Genomic DNA, 21,793 nt, shown 5'->3' on the forward strand with positions numbered 1-21,793 from the left:
CATTAGCCAACAAACGTTAGCGGGCGGATTTGTAGGTATTCCAATGCCTCTTGCTCGCTAAGCTGTTGTTGAAAGTGCTGAAAATGTGCACTCTGTTGGTGTTGTTGCAAGCTCTCCTCTGAGCACCAAATCTCCTGCATCAAGAATAACCCGTCAATCGAGTTATCACGATAGAGCTCATATTGGCAGCAGCCTGTTTCGTTGCGGCTCGGTTCAAGCAGCGCTTCAAGCATAGCTTGCACTCGCTCTATTGAGTCGGGAAGGGCTTTGATTTCGGCTAATAAGTGGATCATGGCTTATAACTCAGTAAAGACGGTTTGCTCTGGCCAGCGAGATTTCGGCAGCTTGGCGTTGAAATCTTCTTCGCTGTGGTAACCGAGCGGTACAATTACTAAGCTGGTGAACCCTTTTTCAGTCAGGCCAAATTCTTGGTTGAGCACCTCGGCATCAAACCCTTCAATGGGGACAGCATCAATGCCCATCGCAGCCGCTCCGAGCAGCAGTGTTCCAACATTTAAATAAACTTGTTTTTGCATCCAGTGTTCGGCGTCATTGAGCGTTTCTCGATGCAAGTTAACAAAATAGCTGCGTCCGCCGTGCATGCCTGTTTTCGCTTCTTCATTGGCAAAGCGGCCATCTTTCTCTTCGTTTTCCAGCAGCGTCAATAAGTAGTGATCATCAATATCGGTTTTGGCGCAAAACACCATCACGTGAGACGCATCCAAAATTTTGCGTTCGTTAAAGGAAAATTGACCTTGCGCCGCTTTGGCGATACGCGTTTTGCCTTCCTCGCTACCCGCCAAAATAAAATGCCAAGGCTGCGAATTGACGCTAGAGGCGCTCATGCGTACCAGTTCTTTAATATCAGCGACTTGCTGTTCAGTCAGTTTACGGTTGGTGTCAAACGCTTTGGTGGAATAGCGCGCTTGCGATGCTTGAACAATATTCATTTTTCCCTCCTAGGGAAGATAACATTCGAGATGGCGCTAAGATAACGGACTGAGTCCAAACAAGAAACCGCCTCTTGCTTAATTCATTTTCAAAAAAAATTTGATAATCCGAATTTGAAAACGCTCTAGCTTGCGGAAAAAGTTAGCACTATCTCATGATATTTCTGAATTAGCGCATACACTTAATGTGTACGGTAGATCATCATTAAGGGATATGGTCACTCACTAAGCGTTAATGATTGTCTAATATATTCAAAAGGTTGCTTTGGCCGGAGAGTATGCATGACGGAGTGTAAGTGCATTTGTTGGTTTATTCTCTTTTCTCTTCCCATCCACTCGGCGTGGGCGGACATTGACTACGGGCCTGCGCAAAGCTATGTGCAATCGCCACTGCATACCAATAGCCTTTCTGCACAACTTCGCTCCGGCTTTTCGATGCAAGAGGAAGAAGTGGAGCTCTACACCAGCGCGACTATCGCCAGCATTTGGGCGATCACTCCCCACTATAGTTTGGATTATTACCAGAATCAGCTTGCAATGGGCGGTAAATGGCAGCTCACTTCGAAGTGGCAGGTTGAGTTTAATTATCGTTGGAACTTTGCTGCCAATAATCATTTAGATGGCTTAACACTTGCTTTTCATGACTGGTTTGGCATTGATCAAAATGGGCGTGAGGATGTCGATAACGATCGCTTCATCATTCAAATGCCAGAGTACGGCATTGATCAGGAAGCGTTCCGAGGCGAGACATTGAGCCGTGCGTTGACCAGTTATTTACAGTACCAGCTGGTGGATAAGCCTCATCACGGTTTGTCATTGGGAGTTTCACTCTATTACAACGATCCACACCATGGAATATTCAACCTATCCGAGTTTGAACAAGCGGTGCAGCTTAATTATGGCTACCGAAGAGGTAAGCATGCACTTGATACGCTGTTGGCTATCACCTTTCGCAACCCGACCAATGTACCAGGCCAAACACAGTATCATTCGAGTACTTGGTCGATGGGTACCAGTTATCGATATCAGTGGTTAGAACGCCATTATCTGATTGGGCAGGTCTCATTCTATCAAGGCCTTTCAACGGGGGAGGATGACTTTTCTAAACCATCGACCGAGTTTATTTTGGGGTATCGTTATCAAATGAGCCATTCAGCGATTGAAGTTACTGTGGTCGAAAATATGTTTAATGCCAACAACAGCACCGATATTGCCTTTGGTTTAGGCTATCGCTATCGTTTTGGCCGCTTTGATAAAGAGCCGAACTGACAAACGATGTCATCCGCTTAGTGTCTAACAACGAAGCGCGACAAAAGACATAAACGTTAACAATTCTTTGCATGATTTTAGCCGCAACGGTGTTACATTTTACTCGCTCGGTTTGATATTGGCTGAAGCTCAGAATTAGGTGGGATCTTAGATGCAAGAAAACTATAAAATTTTAGTGGTGGATGATGATGCGCGTTTACGTGCATTGCTTGAGCGTTACTTGTCAGAGCAAGGTTTTCTGGTGCGTAGTGTCGCCAATAGCGAACAGATGGATCGCCTGCTCACTCGTGAAAACTTCCACCTAATGGTGCTGGATTTGATGTTGCCGGGTGAAGATGGTTTGTCTATTTGCCGCCGCTTGCGTAACGCCAATAACATGTTGCCGATTTTAATGCTGACAGCTAAAGGCGACGAAGTGGATCGTATTGTTGGCTTGGAGGTGGGTGCGGATGATTACCTGCCCAAACCGTTTAACCCGCGTGAACTACTGGCGCGAATCAAAGCCGTGCTGCGCCGCCAAGTGATTGAAGCCCCCGGCGCGCCAAGTGCTGAAGAATCGGTGGTTGAGTTTGGTGAGTTTCGCTTGAATTTAGGTACCCGCGAAATGTTCCGTGGTGATGAGCCAATGCCGCTCACTTCCGGTGAATTTGCCGTATTGAAGACCTTAGTCACCAATGCGCGTGAGCCAATGTCGCGCGATAAGTTGATGAATATGGCAAGAGGGCGTGAATACTCCGCAATGGAGCGCTCGATTGATGTGCAAATCTCGCGTTTACGTCGCATGCTTGAAGTAGATCCAAGCAAACCACGCTACATACAAACGGTATGGGGCTTAGGTTACGTCTTCGTTCCAGATGGTAAAGAGTCTTAAATTTCAATCAGCTCCTGTCGGTTAACCCACAGGAGCTTTTTTGTCGCCTTTTTGATAGTACGTTCATCGCAGGTTTTCCTATGCGCATTCGCAGTTCCTTTACTCAATCGATTTTGCTCTTCTTTTCATTGCTGATCGCCAGCCAAGTGTATTCTTATTACGCCGTATTTAACTATGCTTTGATGCCCAGTTTGCAGCAGTTCAATAAGATTTTGGGCCATGAGATCAACCTAATGCTGGACGATGCGGCGAACAATACATCGAAGCTGGGAATGGACGCCTTACAGCGCCGCCGAGTGTTAGAACAGTTGGGCGTCACCATTCATAGTGAAGAGAGTGAGATGGCCCAAGAGTATCACGATGCCATCAGCATTGATTTGATGAGCGAGGAGATGAGCAATGAGCTCGGCTCGCCGACCGATGTGCGGATGATTTTGGGTAAAGAGAGTTATATTTTATGGATGAAAGTGGACTCTTTTCCGGGGTCATTAATACGCATCCCTCTCTCTGAGTTGCAAAAAGAGGATTTTGCGCCACTATTTCACAATAGTTTGGTGATGGCGTTACTGATCGTCTTAGGGGGATGGCTGTTTATTCGTCTACAAAATCGTCCCTTAATTGCCTTAGAAAAAGCCGCCAAAGCCGTTGGCCGAGGCGAGAACCCGCCACCATTGCCGCTCAAAGGCGCTTCTGAAATTCGCGCGGTGACGTTGGCGTTTAATCAAATGTCGAAAGGGATCCAAGCGCTTGAAGAGGATCGCTCATTATTGATGGCGGGGATCAGCCACGACTTACGTACGCCGCTGACTCGTATTCGCTTAGCCACGGAAATGATGTCTCCAGAAGAAAGTTATCTCGCCGAAGGGATCATCAGTGATACGGAAGAGTGTAACGAGATCATCAGTCAGTTTATGGACTACCTTAAACCCGTCAATAAACAGACCTTTACCGCCGTTGATCTCAATGAGATCGCCAATGATGTCGCCACAGCCGAAGGGGGCTACGAGATCAAAATCGATGTCGCGCTGCATTTACCAATGCAGCCAGCCTTTGGCAATGCGATCGCCATTAAACGCGCGGTGAGCAACTTAGTGGTGAACGCCATTCGTTATGGCAATGGTTGGGTTAAGGTGAGCACGGGCAGTACCGCAGATAACAAAATGGCTTGGGTTTGCGTCGAAGATAATGGCCCGGGTATTGATCCTAGCCAAGTGAGTAAAGTGTTTGAACCTTTTACGCGTGGTGATACCGCGCGCGGCAGTGAAGGCACAGGGCTTGGTTTGGCGATAGTGAAACGGATTGTTAGTCAGCATCATGGCAGCGTTGTGGTGAGTAACCGCAGTGAAGGTGGACTCAAAGCGCAGCTGAGCTTCCCGACCAAATAGGGGCTTATTCACTAAATAACACAATGGGCTCAACTGAGCCCATTGTGTTTGCGGTTTATGTCTTTTCGGCTGCTGACCGAAGTTTTTGGGCCCATCCATGCAATCAGTTGGTTTTGAGCTCGTCGAGTTCTTCTTCTTCGCGTGGCAATTTTTCTGGCAGTAGCAAGTTGAGCAAAATGGCGGTGATACCGCCAGCCGCTACGCCGGATGAAAAAATGCTCTTAATGAACTCGGGCATAAATTGCAGAATCTCTGGCTTTTGCGCAATGCCTAACCCCATCGAAAACGACAGTGCCATGATTAAAATCGCGCGGCGGTCGAGATCCACACGGGAAATAATACGCACACCCGCGGCTGCAATGGTGCCGAACATGACGATGGTTGCACCGCCAAGTACCGGTTCAGGAATCAATTGTACAAAGCTTGCCACGCCTGGGAACAGGCCGAGCAACACCAGCATGGCGGAAATAAAGTAACCCACATAACGGCTGGCAACCCCGGTGAGCATAATTACGCCATTGTTTTGGCTAAAGGTCGAGTTGGGAAAACTGTTAAAGACCGCCGCCAGCGCGGAGTTCAAACCATCAGCCAGCACACCACCTTTAATACGCTTCATGTAAATCGGCCCTTTGACAGGCTCGCCCGACACTTCAGAAGTGGCGGTGATATCACCAATCGCTTCCAATGCGGTGATCAAGAAAATCAGTACCAGGGGAATAAAGAGTGACCAATCAAAACCTAAACCAAACTGCATAGGTATTGGTAGAGCAATCAGGGCGGTTTCACTCAGTGAATCAGTGTTCACCATCCCCATCAAGTAAGCCATGATATAACCGACGAACATTGCAATCACAATCGATGCTACGCGAATGTATGGGTTACTTGAGCGGTTGAGCAGCACGATAAGTCCAAGCACGGTTCCCGCCAGCGCCAGTTTGTCTAAGCTGCCAAAAGTGCCATCGCTGAGCGCAGCATAGCCGCCACCCATAGAAACTAAACCAACTTGTACCAGTGTTAAGCCTATCAGGGTGACCACAATGCCCGACACCAGCGGCGTGATCACGCGGCGCGCGTATTGCAGCACTCGTGATAATAGGATTTCAGCAAAAGAAGCGACTAAAATGGTGCCAAAGATCGCCGCCATCATAGTGCTGATATCTGCACCACCCGCTTTTAATGACAAGCCTGCGCCAATAATTGGCCCAAGAAAGTTAAAACTGGTGCCTTGGATAGAAAGTAAACCGGAGCCAATCGGGCCAATGGTACGGATCTGGATAAAGGAGGATAAGCCAGATGCAAACAGCGACATGCTGATGATGGTGTTGGTCTGTTCGGCAGAAACCCCAAGTGTTTGGCAAATAATGAGCGAAGGGGTGATGACCGCAACAAACATGGCTAGCAAATGTTGTAAAGCGGCGAAAATGGTTTGGGGTAGCGGTGGCCTATCGTTGAGTTGATAAACCAAATCAGACTTACGCGAAGCGTTGTGGATAGTCATACTGTTTTCCTAATGGTGCGTTGTTGTCTTAGCGTTCGCTGAGTGGGAGCACTAAGTGGAGCAGACACGTCATCTGTGATTGCTGTTAATCAGAATCTGCTCGGACTGGATAAGTGAGTAGTTCACTAAAAAAAATTGGCGAAATTATAGATGGTTTACGCAAGAAAGCAAACGTTTGCTTTGCTGTGTAAGGGAGAGGGGAATACAGAACGAACAATCTTATGCTTTGGCGTAGATGTCCTTCTCTCCTAACCAGCGATCGATAATGGCGGTCGCGTGGCTTGGATAATGGTCGTGTAAGTAGCGAGCAATGCGCTGTACTTCAGGAATTAAACCTTGGTCACGGACTAAATCCGCAATTTTGAAATCCGCGAGGCCGGTCTGTTTGGTACCAAGCAGCTCACCCGGACCGCGAATTTCTAAGTCTCGCTGAGCAATTACGAAACCGTCATTGCTCTCACGCAGTACGCCCAAGCGCTTTTGCGCGGTTTTCGATAGTGGTGCATGGTAGAGCAATACGCAGTGGCTGGCGACAGAGCCTCGCCCTACGCGGCCGCGTAATTGGTGCAACTGTGCTAAGCCCAAACGCTCAGGGTTTTCGATGATCATCAAGCTCGCATTCGGCACGTCAACGCCAACCTCAATCACCGTTGTAGCAACCAGCAAGTGCAGTTCATTGTTTTTAAAGGCTTGCATCACCGCTTGTTTTTCGCTTGGCTTCATTCGGCCATGCACCAAACCGATTTTGACATCGGGCAGAGTGCGTTGTAGTTCTTGCGCTGTGTCGGCGGCGGCTTGCGCTTCTAGCACCTCAGACTCATCAATCAAAGTACAGACCCAATAAGCCTGTTTTCCTTCACTCAAACAGGCATGACGTACGCGCTCGACGATATCATCACGCTTTGTATCTGGGATTGCGACAGTTTGAATGGGCGTTCGTCCCGGTGGCAGTTCATCAATAACGGAGGTTTCTAAATCAGCGTAAGCAGTCATCGCTAAAGTTCGTGGGATCGGCGTTGCGGTCATGATCAACTGGTGCGGATACGCGCCTTGCTTCGCTCCTTTCTCACGCAGTTCTAAACGCTGGTGGACGCCAAAGCGGTGTTGTTCATCAATGATGACGAGCGCAAGGTGATGAAATTCAACTTGTTCTTGAAAAAGAGCGTGAGTACCCACTATCATTTTTGCCTCACCGTTGGCAATGCGAGCCAGTTCTGTTTCTTTCGCTTTGCCTTTTAATTTACCCGCCAGCCAGCCGACTTGGATGCCCATTGCTTCAAACCAGTTGGCAAAGTTAATCGCGTGCTGCTCGGCCAGCAATTCCGTCGGTGCCATTAATGCTACTTGATAGCCATGTTCGATAGCTCGTGCGGCGGCTAATGCAGCGACCAAGGTTTTCCCTGAGCCCACATCACCTTGTACTAAACGCATCATGGGGTGAGCTTGTGCCAGATCGGCTTCGATCTCTGTCACAACACGTGTTTGTGCTTTAGTGGGAGAGAAAGGCAGCTGTGCAAGCAGTTGTTGTTTGAGTGTGCCAGACCCAGCCAGTGGCAATGCCATATCTTGCTGGCCTTGATGGCGTACAGCCAGCATGGAGAGGTTTTGCGCCAACAGCTCTTCCATAATTAGGCGAACCTGCGCCGGATGTTTCCCCTCATCAAACAGTTGCAGGTTAATGCCCGGTGGCGGCCGGTGAATGATGTGCAGCGCTTCAGAGAGCGTAATTTGGTGATCATACAACCCGGCAGGTAGCAATTCTTGTACGGCGGCTTTGTCGAGTAAACTTAATGCTTGATCAGTGAGTGTGCGTAGCGTGAGTTGGCGCAGGCCATCGGTTGTTGGGTAAACGGGTGTTAAGTTAGCTTCGACATCTGGCTGTTGCTGAGGAGCATAAAATTTATAATCAGGATGAACAATTTCAAGGCCGAATCCACCACGCTTAATTTCACCGTAAGCGTGCACTAACTTACCTTCAGTGAAATTGTTTTTCATCCCAGCAGTAAAGTTAAAAAAACGCAGCGTAATGGTGCCGTTACCATCGCTTATTTTTACTGTGAGCATTTTGCGTTTGCCAAAAACCGTATCCACCGCCATGACTTTACCTTGCACGGCGGCCCAAAGCCCGGGATGCAATTTAGCGATAGGGTAGATCCGTGTGCGGTCCTCATAACGTAAAGGGAGATGGAACAGCAGATCTTGCACACTGATTAAGCCAACCTTTTCCAGTTTTTCAGCCACTTTAGCGCCCACGCCAGAGAGTGAGGTGAGAGGAATCGCGGACAGTAGCTGTGACATAACAGGGCTCATTAACAGTATCGTTATGTATTATTCAACCATCGAACTGTTTTTTTGTACAGCATAAAATCATGTAATGGTCGATAAGCGGCAGGCCATCGGCTAATTTGAATAGTGACGCCTAAAATGTAAGATGGGGGTAGGGTGTCGGAAAATAAAAAACCCCATGAGTGGTTAGCCGCAAGGGGTTTTATTTATTTGGATAGTTTAATTTTTCCGGCGTCGCACTTTCAGTGCATGAGGCATCACACGAATTTTTTTCATGATGTTTGCTAAGTGAATGCGATCTTTGGTGGTCAGCAGCACAGTGACAGTATACAAACGTCCATCACGCTCCTCGGTGGAGAGGCCATGAATGTTGGAACCTGTTTTCGAGATTACATTCGTCAGTTCCGCTAACGCACCTTGGTGGTTTTGCATGTCCACTTTCAGTTCGGTGATGAACTCTTGGTCGTAATCTTTAGACCACTCAACCGCCATGTAACGATCCGGCTCTTTTTGGTAGCCACGAACATTAGGGCAGGTTTCACGATGCACCACTAAACCACGACCCGGAGATACATGCGCAATGATGTGATCGTCTGGGATGGGGTGGCAGCAGTTAGCAAACGTGAGCAAAATACCTTCAGCGCCGCGGATCGGCAGTTTCTTTTTCGGTTTGCCATCATTGCTTTCCACTTCGGTCAGCTCATCAGCATCGCCAAGCAGACGACGCGCAATGACAATACTCATCAGTTCGCCTAAACCAATCGCGGCCAGCAGATCATCGACCGTGGCCATTTTAAGCTCACCAATCACATGCTTAATGTTCTCGTCACTGATGTCACTGAGTGAAAGATCACCCAGCGCGTGATTGAGCAAACGTCTACCAAGTGTGATCGATTCCTCACGGCGCATGGTTTTAAGCACTTGACGTATCTTAGTACGAGCGCGAGACGTGACCACATAGTTGAGCCAAGCGGCATTAGGGCGAGCCCCAGGTGCGCTGATGATTTCAATCGTTTGGCCGTTTTTCAGTGATTTACTTAACGGATAAGGGTTTCGATCAACACGAGCTCCAACACAGGTATTACCGACATCGGTGTGTACCGCGTAGGCAAAATCAACCGCAGTTGCCCCGACAGGCAGTTCAACGATGCGGCCTTTGGGGGTGAAGACGTAGATTTCATCAGGGAAAAGATCCGACTTAACGTTCTCAATAAACTCAAACGAGTTGCCAGCGCTTTGCTGTAGCTCAAGTAGGCTTTGCATCCAGCGCTGTGCTTTAATTTGCGCGGTGGTGCCAGTGCGTTCGCCATTACCTTTGTAAGACCAATGAGCAGCAACACCTTTGTCGGCCATCTGTTCCATGTCTTCAGTGCGGATCTGCACTTCAACTGGGACGCCGTGTGGGCCGACCATCGAGGTATGCAAAGATTGGTAGCCGTTCGCTTTGGGTACGGCGATGTAATCTTTCATGCGCCCCGGGCGAGGTTTGTACAAGCTATGAACTTGGCCTAATGCACGATAACAAGTATCTGCAGTGTCGACCACGACTCGAAAAGCGTAGATGTCCATAATGGTGTGAAAGCGCTGCTCTTTGGTTTTCATCTTGTTATAGATGGAGAACAGGTTCTTTTCACGGCCGACCACGCGTGCTTTCAAACCGAAATCTTGCAAGCGGCCTTCAATTTCACTGTGGATGCGTTGGATCATCTCTTTGCGGTTACCGCGAGCGGATCTTACCACTTCTTTCAATACGCGATAACGATTCGGGTACAATGCTTCAAAGCCAAGCTCTTCTAGCTCAGTCTTGATGTTATGAATCCCTAAGCGGTGAGCAAGAGGCGCGTAAATCTCTAACGTTTCACGGGCAATACGGCGCTTTTTATCCGGGCGCAATGCGCCAAGGGTACGCATATTGTGTGTGCGGTCAGCAAGTTTGATGAGAATAACGCGAATGTCTTGCACCATTGCCAGCACCATCTTACGAAAGTTCTCGGCTTGGGCTTCTTTACGATCACGAAATTTCAACTTGTCGAGTTTAGAAACCCCGTCTACCAATTCCGCCACGGCGTGACCAAATTGCGCTTCAAGATCGTCTTTAGTGACATCGCAATCTTCGATGACATCATGTAATAACGCTGCTTGTAGCGTTTCCAAATCAAGGCGCATATCAGCCAAAATTCGAGAAACCGCAACAGGGTGAATAATGTAAGGTTCGCCGCTAGAACGGGTTTGCCCTTCATGGGCTTCACGTGCGACCACATAAGATTGACGCAGAGCCTCAATTTGAGGCTCTGTTAGGTATTCTTGGACAACGTCTTTAAGGCTATCAAATAGATACAAATTATAGGCCCGGAAGGTTGTTGAATTTGAATAGCAGAAATTAACGGTTGTGAGCGATGCTGCTTACGGCGGCCAATTCTGCGGCTTCTTGCTCTTTCTGCTCTTGGCGCTCACGAGCATCAAGCACATCTTTCGTGATAAGACCTTCTTCGATTTCGCGCAGAGCGATAACGGTTGGCTTATCGTTCTCTTCTGGCACCAATGAATCTTTACCGCCAGTTTGCATTTGACGAGCGCGGCGAGCCGCAATCAGAACTAGGTCGAAACGATTGCCCACTTTTTCAACAGCGTCTTGAACAGTTACGCGTGCCATGAGAACTCCAAATAGTTAACTAAAAATTTTTAAATGACGAGAAAGTATACAGTCTAATCTTTGTTTATACTAGCGATAGACTTTGCCTTGTTTGAGCGGGTGATTATTCCGCCAGTAGCGCGTTGAGCATGCTGTTATATTTAGCAGCTTGCTTGTCTTGCTTCAATCGTTCAGCACGTAAAATAGCTCTGAAATCCATTAATGCCACATCGAAATCATCATTTATGATGACATAGTCGTATTCGGTGTAATGCGAGATTTCAGCTTGAGCTTCATTCATACGTTTAGCAATGACGGCTTCACTGTCTTGACCACGAGCATTCAAGCGGCGTTCCAATTCTTCTTTTGAAGGAGGAAGGATAAACACACTTTTTGCATCGGGCATTTTGTCGCGTATTTGACGCGCGCCTTGCCAGTCAATATCAAGAAAAACGTCAATGCCTTTGTTGAGGTTATTTTCAATCCATACCTTAGAGGTGCCGTAGTAGTTGCCAAATACTTCAGCATGTTCGAGAAATTCACCTTTAGTCATCAACTCTTCAAACAGCTCTTTTTGCACAAAATGGTAGTGAACACCATCTTGTTCGCCCGGGCGCATGCCGCGTGTGGTATGTGAAACAGAGACTTTCATCGCATAGGTTGGGTTGGTTTCCAACATCGCAGAGATCAAGCTTGATTTGCCTGCACCACTGGGTGCAGAGACGATATAAAGAGTACCTTTGCCCATCTGTTCTGTTCCACGTTAGGTTAGGATTGAATGCTGATATTTGCGTCTATCAGCATGTTAAAAGATAGCACTGACCCAGAGAGTTTCATCCTAGAAAATGAAAATAAGGCCAGAAAAAATGGAGGCGAAGAGTAGCACGTTCCCATGGATGTCTACAACAAAAAGGTCGGCCTTTAGCTGTGAAAGGGGAATTTTAAAACGGTGATATTTTCTTCAATGGGTAAACGTTTGCTCTTATTTCAAGGCTTGTCGAGGGGGTTTATTGCTGTATAATCGCCCGCCGCTGAGCTCGTGATTTGAATATGATCGCGAGGTAAGCCTATAAATTAATGTAAGACTAATTCTTCGATTTGGGTTCCCTCGCCCCCAAAACAAACTAAAAAGGTACACAATGAGTTACTTTACCCTTGCGCAGCAGCGCAAAGCTTTGGCACTTTTAGTGCTATTTCATTTGATCATTATCGCATCAAGCAATTATCTGGTTCAGTTGCCCTTTACTGTCTTTGGTTTACATACCACTTGGGGCGCATTTACTTTCCCATTCATTTTTCTGGCAACGGATCTCACTGTACGCATTTTTGGTGCAGCGTTGGCTCGTAAAATCATTTTCTTAGTGATGTTACCGGCTTTGATTGTTTCTTATGCACTCTCGGTACTATTTTTTGAAGGTCAATTCCAAGGGCTTGCTCAGCTTCATGAGTTTAATCTGTTTGTTGCGCGTATTGCGACTGCCAGTTTTATGGCGTATTTGCTCGGGCAAATTATGGATGTGCATGTGTTTAATCGTCTGCGCCAGATGAAGCAGTGGTGGGTTGCGCCAACATGTTCTACGTTATTTGGTAATGCATTAGACACGGTCGCTTTTTTTGCGATTGCTTTCTATCAAAGCCCCGATCCGTTCATGGCTGAACATTGGACCGAAATTGCCTTGGTTGATTATGGTTTTAAACTGGTGATCAGTTTAGGCCTGTTTGTGCCGATGTACGGTGTGCTGCTCAATTACTTGATCCGCAAGCTGACAGCGGTCAACCCTGATTTTCGAACCGTTGGGATCAATGCTCAGTAGTTGAAATGTTCAGTAGTGGAGTAGCAAGCCATTATACTAGGAAGATAGAAAATCAAAGCCCGAGCAAGTGCTGCTCGGGCTTTTTCATGTGTCTGCATCTTATAACTATGATGGGTCGATAATGAGTGGCCAACCAATGTCGCTTTGACGGTTTGCTTCAATATCCAGCTCGGCGGTGGTGAGAGGATTGGCCGCTAGCCATTTGGCGGATAACCGAAGAGTCAGTTGGTCACCTTGAGCTTGTAATGTAAATTTAGGCTGTAGTGCCTCGTTACGACGATGGCTGAGCAATACGGCAAGGCGCAGTAAACGTAACACCCGCTTGGCGCTGTTGCCCGACAGAGCGTACTGCTCTGGCAATGAAGAGAGCTGCTCGCGATAACGACGAGCAATTTCGCCTAGAAAGTGTTTCTGTGCACGGGTATAGCCGGGTAAGTCGAGGTTTTGTAACAGGTAGGCGCTGTGTTCACCGCCTTTTTTTAAATCAATCGCTAACCCTATTTCATGCAATTGTGCAGCGGTAGTGAGCAGCATTTCAGCTTGCGGTTCCGCAATCCAATCTTCCCCCCCACACTGTTTGAGCAGCGATTGGGCAAGTTGAGCCACTTGCTTGGCGTAGTCAACATCAATTTGATATCGCACCTGGACGCTATTGATGGTACGCGTTCGAATGTCATCTTGGCGCAGCTCTTCGACCATTTCATACACTAAGCCTTCACGCAATGCGCCGCCAGCTAAAGTCATCGATTCAATCTCGAGCAGTTCAAAGATGGCAATTAAAATCGAGAGGCCACTTGGGAAAACTAACGCTCGCTCTAAAGTTAAGCCTTCAATATCAAGCTCTTCCAAGTGATCGGCGAGCATCGCTTGTTTTTGCAAGCGTTTTAGTTTGGTATGAGTGATCACCTCATCCATCCCTTGCGCCAGCATAATCTCTTGCAACGCTTGTACTGTGCCACTGGCACCCACGCACACATCCCAACCTAACTGTGTGTACTGCTCAAGGATAGGCGCTAACGTCTGTTTTGCCGCATCGATCGCTCGATTAAAGTTAGCCGCGTTAAGCTGTCTGTCTTTAAAATGGCGCTCAAGCCAAGTGACGCAGCCCATTTTTAAACTGGTTAACGCTTTAGCATCGAACCCTTCACCAATGATGAGTTCAGTACTGGCCCCACCAATATCGACAACCAAGCGTCGTCCTAAGCCACCTGAAGTGTGCGCCACTCCTTTATAGATAGTGGCCGCCTCTTCTTCACCGGAAATAACCTGAATGGGGTGGCCGAGTATTTGGTTGGCTTGAGTTAAAAACAGCTCAACGTTGGTGGCTGTACGCAGTGTGGCAGTGCCAACAATACGGATATTGCTGGCGGGTATATCTTGCAGTCGTTCCGCAAATAAACTGAGGCAGTCCCATCCTCGCTGCATCGCTTCTTGGCTAAGAGCGTTGTTATCATCTAACCCGGCGGCCAAGCGTACTTTGCGCTTTATTTTGGCCATCGTTTGTACACTGCCATCAATATGACGCACGATGAGCATATGAAAACTGTTCGACCCAAGGTCGATGGCAGCGTAGAGCGGCGAGGAAACGGCTTTACTCATAAATGGATTACGAACCCTTATTACTTTGATGCGGTTGACGTGGGCGACGACTTTGTGGCTTACGGTTGCCAGTACGAGGGCCATTGTTATTAGTACGGCGCTGCTGAGGATTACGAGAACGCAGACGAATTGGCGGTGGTAAGTCTTCAATCAACGCCGATGCATCGTAATCAGAAACAGGAACTGCGTGCCCGGTGTACTCTTCAATCGCGGTTAGGTTAATGGCGTACTCTTCACAGGCAAAACTAATCGAGTGACCACTCTCTCCTGCGCGACCTGTACGACCAATACGGTGCACGTAGTCTTCACAGTCATCAGGTAAGTCGTAGTTGAATACGTGTGTGACTTGAGGAATGTGTAAGCCTCGCGCTGCCACATCGGTTGCAACAAGAATGTCGACATCACCGGTAGTAAATTGCTCAAGGATCTTTTCACGTTTCTTCTGCGGTACATCACCCGTTAGTAGGCCGACACGGTGCCCATCTGCAGCTAAATGACCCCAAATAGAGTCGCAGCGGTGTTTTGTGTTGGCAAAAATGATGGCGCGATCTGGCCAGTCTTGTTCTATCAGTGTCTGTAATAGCGCCATCTTATGTTCGTTAGACGGGTAGAACAGCTCTTCTTGGATGCGATGGCCAGTTTTTTGTTCTGGTTCAACAACCACGTGCTCAGGGTTATGCATGTGCTCGAACGCCAACTCTTGAACGCGATAAGAAAGCGTGGCTGAAAACAGCATGTTCAGGCGCTCTTTAGGTTCTGGCATACGGCGAAACAGAAAACGAATGTCCTTGATAAAACCAAGGTCAAACATGCGATCAGCTTCATCTAGCACAACTGCTTGAATATTATTCAAGTTAAACACGTGTTGTTTGTAGAAATCGATGATACGTCCTGTTGTACCGATCAATATGTCGACACCATCTTGCAGCTTAGACAACTGCTTATCGTAGCTTTCACCACCGTAAGCCAGCGCGGCTTTGATGCCAGTGCTGGCAATCAGAGGTTCGGCGTCGTTATAAATTTGAATCGCTAACTCACGAGTCGGGGCCATAATAATGGCACGCGGCTGCGTCGGTTTTCGCCCTTCATGTTCAGGGGTTGTTAGTAAGTGGTTAAAAGTAGCAGCGAGAAACGCAAGCGTTTTACCAGTCCCTGTTTGGGCCTGGCCTGCAATGTCTTGGCCGGTGAGCAGTACCGGCAACGCCAAGGCTTGGATCGGGGTACAGTAATCGAACCCTTTTTTTTCCAATCCTTCAACAACTTGAGGATGTAATCCCAAATCGGCGAACTTTTGCTCTGTGATATGTGTCTTTTTCATCGCCATAGAATATCAGCTTAAGCTTGCAATACGAAAGTAAATACATTCCAATAGAGCATCTATTTACTGGTTAGCTTATAATCAGTGCAGAAAAACATATTGGAGTGGAAGATGAGCGATAAGATTTTGCAGCTTACAGATGATGGTTTTGAGAACGATGTAATCAAAGCTGCAGGCCCTGTTCTTGTTGATTTTTGGGCGGAATGGTGTGGTCCTTGTAAGATGATTGCACCAATTTTGGATGAAATCGCTAGCGAGTACGAAGGCAAACTGACTATCGGTAAATTAAATATCGACCACAACGCAGGTACTCCACCTAAGTTTGGTATTCGTGGCATCCCAACCTTGCTGCTGTTCAAAAATGGCAACGTCGCTGCAACGAAAGTTGGTGCGTTATCAAAAACTCAATTGAAAGAGTTTTTGGACGCAAACCTATAACAGGTATCGCAAAGCCGTACATTTTCTGATGCACGGCTTTGTTTTTTTGAAAAGAAACAAACTCTAGACTAGGCTATTATTTAGTGCTAGTTTATCGCACGTTAATTAGACAAGTGTTCACTTCTTGGTCGATCCTGAGACCAAAATCCATCTTAACTAGAAAATAGATCCTATTTTGACTAAACAAGTATCCACCACAATGAATCTAACAGAATTGAAGAACAGACCTGTGTCTGATCTTGTGAAACTTGGTGAGAGCCTAGGCCTCGAAAACCTAGCGCGTCTAAGAAAACAAGACATCATCTTCTCCATCCTAAAAGCGCACGCAAAAAGTGGTGAAGATATATTTGGTGATGGGGTCTTGGAAATTCTTCAAGACGGTTTTGGTTTCTTACGTAGCGCCGACTGTTCATATTTAGCTGGCCCTGATGATATCTACGTATCACCAAGCCAAATTCGCCGTTTCAACTTACGCACCGGTGACTCAGTATCCGGCAAAATTCGCCCACCAAAAGAAGGCGAACGTTATTTCGCATTGTTAAAAGTTAACACCGTTAACCACGACAAACCGGATAATGCACGTAACAAGATTTTATTTGAGAACTTAACTCCACTGCATGCCAATGAACGTATGATCATGGAGCGTGGTAATGGTTCGACAGAAGACATTACGGCACGAGTTCTAGACCTTGCCTCTCCGATTGGTAAAGGCCAGCGTGGTTTGATTGTTGCTCCGCCAAAAGCGGGCAAAACCATGTTGCTACAAAATATCGCGCAAAGTATTGCTAACAACCATCCTGATTGTGTGTTGATGGTGCTACTGATTGACGAACGTCCTGAAGAAGTAACGGAAATGCAACGCCTTGTGAAAGGCGAAGTGGTTGCTTCTACGTTCGATGAGCCAGCTTCACGTCACGTACAAGTGGCAGAAATGGTGATCGAAAAAGCAAAACGTTTGGTTGAGCATAAGAAAGATGTCGTTATCCTGCTTGATTCCATCACACGTTTAGCTCGTGCTTACAACACAGTGATCCCGTCATCTGGCAAAGTATTGACTGGTGGTGTGGATGCCAACGCATTGCAACGCCCTAAGCGCTTTTTCGGTGCGGCTCGTAATGTAGAAGAAGGCGGTAGTTTAACGATTATTGCGACGGCACTGGTTGATACTGGCTCTAAAATGGATGAAGTTATCTACGAAGAGTTTAAAGGTACAGGTAACATGGAATTGCACCTTAACCGTAAAATTGCGGAAAAACGTGTCTTCCCTGCTATCGACTTCAACCGCAGCGGTACTCGTCGTGAAGAGTTGCTTACTAAACCTGATGAGTTACAAAAAATGTGGATTCTGCGTAAGATCGTTCACCCAATGAGTGAAAGTGACGCAATGGAATTCTTAATTGATAAGCTCGCGATGACGAAAACTAATGATGAGTTTTTTGATGCGATGCGCCGTCAATAATAGACGCTAAGTTTAGTATGACCAACGCCACCGTTTATCGGTGGCGTTTTTGTTTGCATTTAACCCATTAACCTTCCACAATAGGCCAAATGTTACAATGAGGTTAAAATGCAACAAGGAATGTTGTCGTCGCTTCTCCTCTCGCTATTTTTATTTTGTGCGTGGCCAAGTGCTGCCTCTATAGAAATAACGTCTGATACAGCTCAAAAATGGCTTCAGGAAGAACAAATTCGCCATAAAAGTGCAGAGCTATTGCAGTACGCGGTACGTGATGAATTTGATTCTTTGCGTTTTTCATTACAACGTTTAGCGCTATTACCGCAAGAAGCTGCACGTTTTCTGTTGCTGCAAAAAATCGAGCAGTTGGATCTCGCGCTAACGCCGAATATGGTTATCTTCATTGAAGAGCAGCAAGCGCTTGCACCCACTTATCAAGTTGTCGAAAAAGAACAAGGCTATGAATTCTCAACCCCAGCTTTTGACTCTTCTGCGATAGCCAGCCGTTTATTAAAGCGTTGGCGGCAGGAACAAACCATTCTCGATTTCTTGGTGAAGGCCGAGCGCCAAGAGCTAGTACTGAAAACATGGTTGTCAGGGACTCAATATCAAGTAAAAATTCGCGAAACGTTACTGATCCGCGAGTTAGATACACTATCCCCAAGTGCTTTAGCTGCGCTCACTGAGCAACTGACATCAGAGCCAGTGACCGGATGGTTGCCTTCCACACAAGTGATGGTTCGATTAGCTCAAGTTAGTGAAGATCCTAAAATCTATAAACTCCTGTGGCTGATGCGGGTCGATTTCTCCATTCAGCAGGAACTCACACGATTAGCCAGCGTAAGCGATGAATTTGCGATAAAACAGATCATGGCCGCCAGTGAAAATCCAAGTTTAAAAGTACAAGCGATTAAGGCATTAGTTCGCATTAGCCCCATGCGTCCTGATATCCGCGACTTTCTGATAGCCAAAATGTCAATCAATGAAGAGGTCAATTTAGTGGCCACTGCTTTGGTCGAGCAAGGACACAGCCGCTGGCTAAAGGATTTACTGGTGAGTAATTCTCAGGTGAAAAGTCGTGGTATTTTGCAAGCCCTCTCTCAATAACCCTATGAAATTTGGGGATCGTTAATGGGTTGTTTTTGTTATACTGCCTGCAGTTTAATCAGCGATGTAGTAGGCCTATGAGCTTTAAGGATTTACGTGAATTTGTTGACCATCTGGAAAAAACAGGCCAACTAAAACGCATTACTTGCCCGATTGACCCTCATTATGAAATGACGGAAATTAGCGACCGCACTTTGCGTGCCGCAGGTCCTGCCTTGCTATTTGAAAACCCGATCGGTTATACGGTTCCCGTGCTCACTAACTTGTTTGGCACCGCAAAACGCGTCGCGATCGGCATGGGGCGTAAAGAGGTCCAAGAGTTAAGGGAAGTCGGCAAATTACTGGCTTATCTCAAAGAGCCCGAGCCACCACAGGGCTTCAAAGATGCTATCGATAAATTGCCTTTATTTAAGCAAGTGCTCAACATGCCAACCAAACGACTACGCAAGGCTCCTTGCCAGGAGATTGTTTGGCAGGGCAACGATGTTGACTTAGACAAAATCCCAGTGATGAGTTGTTGGGCCGATGATGTTGCTCCTCTTCTGACTTGGGGGCTGACGATCACTAAAGGGCCAAACAAGAAGCGACAAAATCTCGGGATTTATCGCCAACAGAAACTCAGTAAAAACAAAGTCATCATGCGTTGGTTGGCGCATCGTGGTGGTGCTCTAGATTTAAGAGATTGGATGGACACTCACCCCGGAGAGAATTTCCCAGTTTCAGTGGCTTTTGGTGCTGATCCTGCAACCATTCTAGGCGCGGTGACACCAGTGCCAGATACGCTTTCTGAATATGCTTTTGCGGGATTGCTACGAGGCAGTAAAACAGAAGTGGTTAAATCGCTCAGTAATGATCTAGATGTGCCTGCTAGTGCGGAAATTGTGCTGGAAGGCTACATAGATCCAAACGAATATGCTGACGAAGGGCCTTATGGTGATCACACGGGTTACTATAATGAAGTTGAAAAGCATCGTGTCTTTACGGTTACGCATATCACAATGCGCAGCAATCCTATCTACCATAGCACTTATACCGGACGCCCACCTGATGAACCAGCTGTGCTTGGTGTTGCGTTAAATGAAGTGTTTGTACCTATACTCCAAAAACAGTTCCCTGAAATCGTCGATTTCTATTTACCGCCGGAAGGTTGTTCTTATCGAATGGCGGTGGTGACGATGAAAAAGCAATACCCTGGTCATGCAAAGCGAGTCATGATGGGAGTTTGGTCGTTCCTTCGCCAGTTTATGTACACTAAATATGTGGTGGTGTGCGATGAATTAGTCGATGCTCGTGATTGGAATTCAGTTATCAATGCAATGACAACACATATGGACCCAGTCCGAGACACTTTATTCATCGAACATACACCGATTGATTCACTTGATTTTGCCTCTCCAGTGGTGGGGCTAGGCTCCAAAATGGGCTTAGATGCTACCATTAAATGGGATGTCGAGAGTGACGGTACAAGACAACAGTCATCACCATCAACGGCTCCTCAGATCAAAGCTGAGCATTTGGATCAGCTTAGAGCACAGCATTCTGAGATTGTTGATATCTATTTAGTGCCATTTTCTAATGATGGTTTCTTGATTGTATCCATGAACAAAGCGTTCGCTGGTCAATCTCAAGAGCTGTTAAAAAAGATATGGGCATTTTTAGAGACATTTTCAAATCTGAAGTTTGTTGTGCTCTGTGATGATGATGTGAATATCCGAGATTGGAATGATGTGATTTGGGCGATAACCACGCGCATGGATCCGTCTCGAGATACTGATCGTATAGAAGCTAATGAAGGGCAATGTTCCAAGCTCCTGCTGGATGCAACCAACAAACTCTCTGGTGAAGTTCAGCGAGAGTGGGGGACGCCAATCCAAAAAGATCACGAGGTCGTCACCAAAATAGACTCGCTCTGGGATGAGCTAGGTATTTTATGACTTATACGGTGATCTTGCTGCCGAAAGGCGATACTTTTGAAGTGCAAGACGGTACAACGGTGTTGGAAGCTGCGCTCAACAAGAACATCTCTTTTCCACACCGTTGTCAAATAGGTGCATGCGCTATGTGTATGTGCAGAAAATTAGAAGGTGTAGTGGAATATAACTTAGAACCGATGTTGACTGACGAAGAGCAGCGACAAGGTTGGATATTCCCTTGCCAAGCCTTTGCAACAAGTAACTTAGTACTTACTTTTGCAGAGTAAGCCAGAGGAAAAACATGACCACCCAATGTAAAGTAAAGTCAATTGAGCCATTAGCCTCTAATACTTATAAAATCATCCTCCAACCTGAAAGTGTTCTTGCATTTAAAGCTGGGCAATATCTCATGGTAGAAATGGGTGAGAAAGATAAACGTCCATTTTCTATCGCAAGCAGCCCTTGCCGTACTGGTGAACTAGAGTTGCACATTGGTGCCGCCGAGCACAATGCTTATGCACAGGAAGTGGTTGAGAAAATGAGAACGGCATTAAGCAACAAGGGTTTAGTCAATATAGATGCACCTCATGGTGATGCGTGGGTAAAAGAAAATGAGCGCCCTCTACTACTCATTGCTGGAGGAACAGGTTTTAGCTATGTACGCTCGATTTTAGATCACTGTATTAGCCAAAAGAAAAGTAACGCTATCTATTTGTACTGGGGAGCAAAAGACGTTTACCAACTCTATGCAAAAACAGAACTGAGTGAGATTGCTCAGCAATTTGAGAACATCCACTTTGTACCTGTTGTTGAAACGGCTGATGAAGGTTGGAATGGCAAGGTTGGCAATGTACTCCAAGCGATCAATGATGATTTCGAGTCGTTAGAAGCGTACGACATTTATATTGCAGGTCGTTTTGATATGGCTGGAGCAGCAAGAGAACAGTTTACCCAATACAAAAATGCAAAAAGCGATCACATGTTTGCTGATGCCTACGCTTTTATTTAAGATCGAGAGAGATTAAAGCCTATCAAAAGAGAGCGAAATGCTCTCTTTTGACGCTTTGTGGCTGCTATTTAAACAAAATAGATGTTTTTCTTATTTTTTATTAAAAACCGCTTGCACTCATCTTCGTTCTCCCTATAATGCCGCCTCACTGACACGGCACAGCCAGTAAGGGTTCAAGCCCAATTAGCCAGCCAATCAGTAGGTCAAATCGGTAAGACGAAATAATTTAATAAAGTGTTTGACACTTT

Annotated in this window: 19 protein-coding genes; 10 read left to right on the plus strand and 9 right to left on the minus strand. The window is 46.6% G+C overall.

All coding sequences use genetic code 11. The features are described from left to right. Positions 1–2 precede the first annotated feature (2 nt). Positions 3–293: a putative quinol monooxygenase gene (locus NB504_RS08585; protein WP_013855414.1), complete on the minus strand. Its 291-nt coding sequence runs from the start codon at positions 291–293 to the stop codon at positions 3–5. A 3-nt stretch (positions 294–296) separates the two neighbouring features. Then, positions 297–950 carry an oxygen-insensitive NAD(P)H nitroreductase gene (nfsB, locus tag NB504_RS08590; protein ID WP_258428648.1) on the minus strand — a complete coding sequence of 218 codons (654 nt, stop codon included), beginning with the start codon at positions 948–950 and terminating at the stop codon, positions 297–299. Between the two features lie 282 nt (positions 951–1,232). On the opposite strand from nfsB, the gene NB504_RS08595 reads away from it, so the two are divergent. From NB504_RS08595 to envZ, 3 genes are all read left to right on the plus strand, one after another. Then, positions 1,233–2,219, plus strand: coding sequence for a DUF3187 family protein (locus NB504_RS08595; protein ID WP_258428649.1), 987 nt, complete (start codon positions 1,233–1,235; stop codon positions 2,217–2,219). A 151-nt stretch (positions 2,220–2,370) separates the two neighbouring features. After that, positions 2,371–3,090, plus strand: coding sequence for a two-component system response regulator OmpR (ompR, locus tag NB504_RS08600; protein WP_010319303.1), 720 nt, complete (start codon positions 2,371–2,373; stop codon positions 3,088–3,090). 80 nt (positions 3,091–3,170) lie between these two features. Then, positions 3,171–4,475 (plus strand): two-component system sensor histidine kinase EnvZ, encoded by a 1,305-nt coding sequence (gene envZ / locus NB504_RS08605; RefSeq protein ID WP_013855410.1) that lies wholly within the window; start codon positions 3,171–3,173, stop codon positions 4,473–4,475. A 103-nt stretch (positions 4,476–4,578) separates the two neighbouring features. On the opposite strand, the gene NB504_RS08610 is transcribed toward envZ, so the two are convergent. The 5 genes from NB504_RS08610 to gmk all read right to left on the minus strand — a co-directional run bounded on the left by NB504_RS08610 (position 4,579) and on the right by gmk (position 11,639). Beyond that, positions 4,579–5,973 carry a uracil-xanthine permease family protein gene (locus NB504_RS08610; RefSeq protein ID WP_088720728.1) on the minus strand — a complete coding sequence of 465 codons (1,395 nt, stop codon included), beginning with the start codon at positions 5,971–5,973 and terminating at the stop codon, positions 4,579–4,581. A gap of 219 nt (positions 5,974–6,192) precedes the next feature. After that, the gene (recG, locus tag NB504_RS08615) at positions 6,193–8,271 is read right to left on the minus strand and encodes an ATP-dependent DNA helicase RecG (RefSeq protein WP_258428650.1); all 2,079 of its coding nucleotides are present in this window, start codon (positions 8,269–8,271) and stop codon (positions 6,193–6,195) included. A 207-nt stretch (positions 8,272–8,478) separates the two neighbouring features. Continuing rightward, positions 8,479–10,599: a bifunctional GTP diphosphokinase/guanosine-3',5'-bis pyrophosphate 3'-pyrophosphohydrolase gene (gene spoT, locus NB504_RS08620; RefSeq protein WP_017045712.1), complete on the minus strand. Its 2,121-nt coding sequence runs from the start codon at positions 10,597–10,599 to the stop codon at positions 8,479–8,481. 40 nt (positions 10,600–10,639) lie between these two features. Beyond that, positions 10,640–10,912, minus strand: coding sequence for a DNA-directed RNA polymerase subunit omega (rpoZ, locus tag NB504_RS08625; RefSeq protein ID WP_013855406.1), 273 nt, complete (start codon positions 10,910–10,912; stop codon positions 10,640–10,642). Between the two features lie 103 nt (positions 10,913–11,015). Continuing rightward, a complete protein-coding gene (gmk, locus tag NB504_RS08630) occupies positions 11,016–11,639 on the minus strand; it encodes a guanylate kinase (protein WP_258428651.1) in 624 nt (207 codons plus the stop codon). A gap of 391 nt (positions 11,640–12,030) precedes the next feature. On the opposite strand from gmk, the gene NB504_RS08635 reads away from it, so the two are divergent. Continuing rightward, positions 12,031–12,705 carry a 7-cyano-7-deazaguanine/7-aminomethyl-7-deazaguanine transporter gene (locus NB504_RS08635; protein ID WP_258428652.1) on the plus strand — a complete coding sequence of 225 codons (675 nt, stop codon included), beginning with the start codon at positions 12,031–12,033 and terminating at the stop codon, positions 12,703–12,705. 105 nt (positions 12,706–12,810) lie between these two features. On the opposite strand, the gene gppA is transcribed toward NB504_RS08635, so the two are convergent. After that, complete coding sequence (gene gppA / locus NB504_RS08640) at positions 12,811–14,304, minus strand: guanosine-5'-triphosphate,3'-diphosphate diphosphatase (protein WP_017045714.1); 1,494 nt, start codon at positions 14,302–14,304, stop codon at positions 12,811–12,813. Between the two features lie 7 nt (positions 14,305–14,311). After that, on the minus strand, positions 14,312–15,622 hold the full coding sequence (gene rhlB, locus NB504_RS08645; RefSeq protein ID WP_026027733.1) for an ATP-dependent RNA helicase RhlB: 1,311 nt from the start codon (positions 15,620–15,622) through the stop codon (positions 14,312–14,314). 111 nt (positions 15,623–15,733) lie between these two features. Between rhlB and trxA the strand changes: the two genes are divergently transcribed. From trxA to fre, 6 genes are all read left to right on the plus strand, one after another. Continuing rightward, on the plus strand, positions 15,734–16,060 hold the full coding sequence (gene trxA, locus NB504_RS08650; RefSeq protein WP_010319293.1) for a thioredoxin TrxA: 327 nt from the start codon (positions 15,734–15,736) through the stop codon (positions 16,058–16,060). 199 nt (positions 16,061–16,259) lie between these two features. Further along, positions 16,260–17,519, plus strand: a complete 1,260-nt coding sequence (gene rho / locus NB504_RS08655) for a transcription termination factor Rho (RefSeq protein ID WP_010319292.1) — start codon at positions 16,260–16,262, stop codon at positions 17,517–17,519. 108 nt (positions 17,520–17,627) lie between these two features. Further along, complete coding sequence (locus NB504_RS08660) at positions 17,628–18,623, plus strand: hypothetical protein (protein ID WP_258428653.1); 996 nt, start codon at positions 17,628–17,630, stop codon at positions 18,621–18,623. A 77-nt stretch (positions 18,624–18,700) separates the two neighbouring features. Next, the gene (gene ubiD, locus NB504_RS08665; protein ID WP_258428654.1) at positions 18,701–20,557 is read left to right on the plus strand and encodes a 4-hydroxy-3-polyprenylbenzoate decarboxylase; all 1,857 of its coding nucleotides are present in this window, start codon (positions 18,701–18,703) and stop codon (positions 20,555–20,557) included. Continuing rightward, positions 20,554–20,823 carry a 2Fe-2S iron-sulfur cluster-binding protein gene (locus NB504_RS08670; RefSeq protein ID WP_013855397.1) on the plus strand — a complete coding sequence of 90 codons (270 nt, stop codon included), beginning with the start codon at positions 20,554–20,556 and terminating at the stop codon, positions 20,821–20,823. Before ubiD ends, NB504_RS08670 begins: the two co-directional genes overlap by 4 nt. 14 nt (positions 20,824–20,837) lie before the next feature. Then, positions 20,838–21,545 carry an NAD(P)H-flavin reductase gene (gene fre, locus NB504_RS08675; RefSeq protein WP_017044373.1) on the plus strand — a complete coding sequence of 236 codons (708 nt, stop codon included), beginning with the start codon at positions 20,838–20,840 and terminating at the stop codon, positions 21,543–21,545. Positions 21,546–21,793 lie beyond the last annotated feature (248 nt).

The organism is Vibrio sp. RM-69-4, assembly GCF_024743775.1.
Taxonomy (GTDB): domain Bacteria; phylum Pseudomonadota; class Gammaproteobacteria; order Enterobacterales; family Vibrionaceae; genus Vibrio; species Vibrio anguillarum.

What these genes read in the sequence shown, in the direction of transcription:
- NB504_RS08585 (WP_013855414.1), bottom strand. Translation starts at nt 293, where the DNA reads ATGATCCACTTATTAGCCGAAATCAAAGCCCTTCCCGACTCAATAGAG.
- nfsB (WP_258428648.1), bottom strand. Translation starts at nt 950, where the DNA reads ATGAATATTGTTCAAGCATCGCAAGCGCGCTATTCCACCAAAGCGTTT.
- NB504_RS08595 (WP_258428649.1), top strand. Translation starts at nt 1,233, where the DNA reads ATGACGGAGTGTAAGTGCATTTGTTGGTTTATTCTCTTTTCTCTTCCC.
- ompR (WP_010319303.1), top strand. Translation starts at nt 2,371, where the DNA reads ATGCAAGAAAACTATAAAATTTTAGTGGTGGATGATGATGCGCGTTTA.
- envZ (WP_013855410.1), top strand. Translation starts at nt 3,171, where the DNA reads ATGCGCATTCGCAGTTCCTTTACTCAATCGATTTTGCTCTTCTTTTCA.
- NB504_RS08610 (WP_088720728.1), bottom strand. Translation starts at nt 5,973, where the DNA reads ATGACTATCCACAACGCTTCGCGTAAGTCTGATTTGGTTTATCAACTC.
- recG (WP_258428650.1), bottom strand. Translation starts at nt 8,271, where the DNA reads ATGTCACAGCTACTGTCCGCGATTCCTCTCACCTCACTCTCTGGCGTG.
- rpoZ (WP_013855406.1), bottom strand. Translation starts at nt 10,912, where the DNA reads ATGGCACGCGTAACTGTTCAAGACGCTGTTGAAAAAGTGGGCAATCGT.
- gmk (WP_258428651.1), bottom strand. Translation starts at nt 11,639, where the DNA reads ATGGGCAAAGGTACTCTTTATATCGTCTCTGCACCCAGTGGTGCAGGC.
- NB504_RS08635 (WP_258428652.1), top strand. Translation starts at nt 12,031, where the DNA reads ATGAGTTACTTTACCCTTGCGCAGCAGCGCAAAGCTTTGGCACTTTTA.
- gppA (WP_017045714.1), bottom strand. Translation starts at nt 14,304, where the DNA reads ATGAGTAAAGCCGTTTCCTCGCCGCTCTACGCTGCCATCGACCTTGGG.
- rhlB (WP_026027733.1), bottom strand. Translation starts at nt 15,622, where the DNA reads ATGAAAAAGACACATATCACAGAGCAAAAGTTCGCCGATTTGGGATTA.
- trxA (WP_010319293.1), top strand. Translation starts at nt 15,734, where the DNA reads ATGAGCGATAAGATTTTGCAGCTTACAGATGATGGTTTTGAGAACGAT.
- rho (WP_010319292.1), top strand. Translation starts at nt 16,260, where the DNA reads ATGAATCTAACAGAATTGAAGAACAGACCTGTGTCTGATCTTGTGAAA.
- NB504_RS08660 (WP_258428653.1), top strand. Translation starts at nt 17,628, where the DNA reads ATGCAACAAGGAATGTTGTCGTCGCTTCTCCTCTCGCTATTTTTATTT.
- ubiD (WP_258428654.1), top strand. Translation starts at nt 18,701, where the DNA reads ATGAGCTTTAAGGATTTACGTGAATTTGTTGACCATCTGGAAAAAACA.
- NB504_RS08670 (WP_013855397.1), top strand. Translation starts at nt 20,554, where the DNA reads ATGACTTATACGGTGATCTTGCTGCCGAAAGGCGATACTTTTGAAGTG.
- fre (WP_017044373.1), top strand. Translation starts at nt 20,838, where the DNA reads ATGACCACCCAATGTAAAGTAAAGTCAATTGAGCCATTAGCCTCTAAT.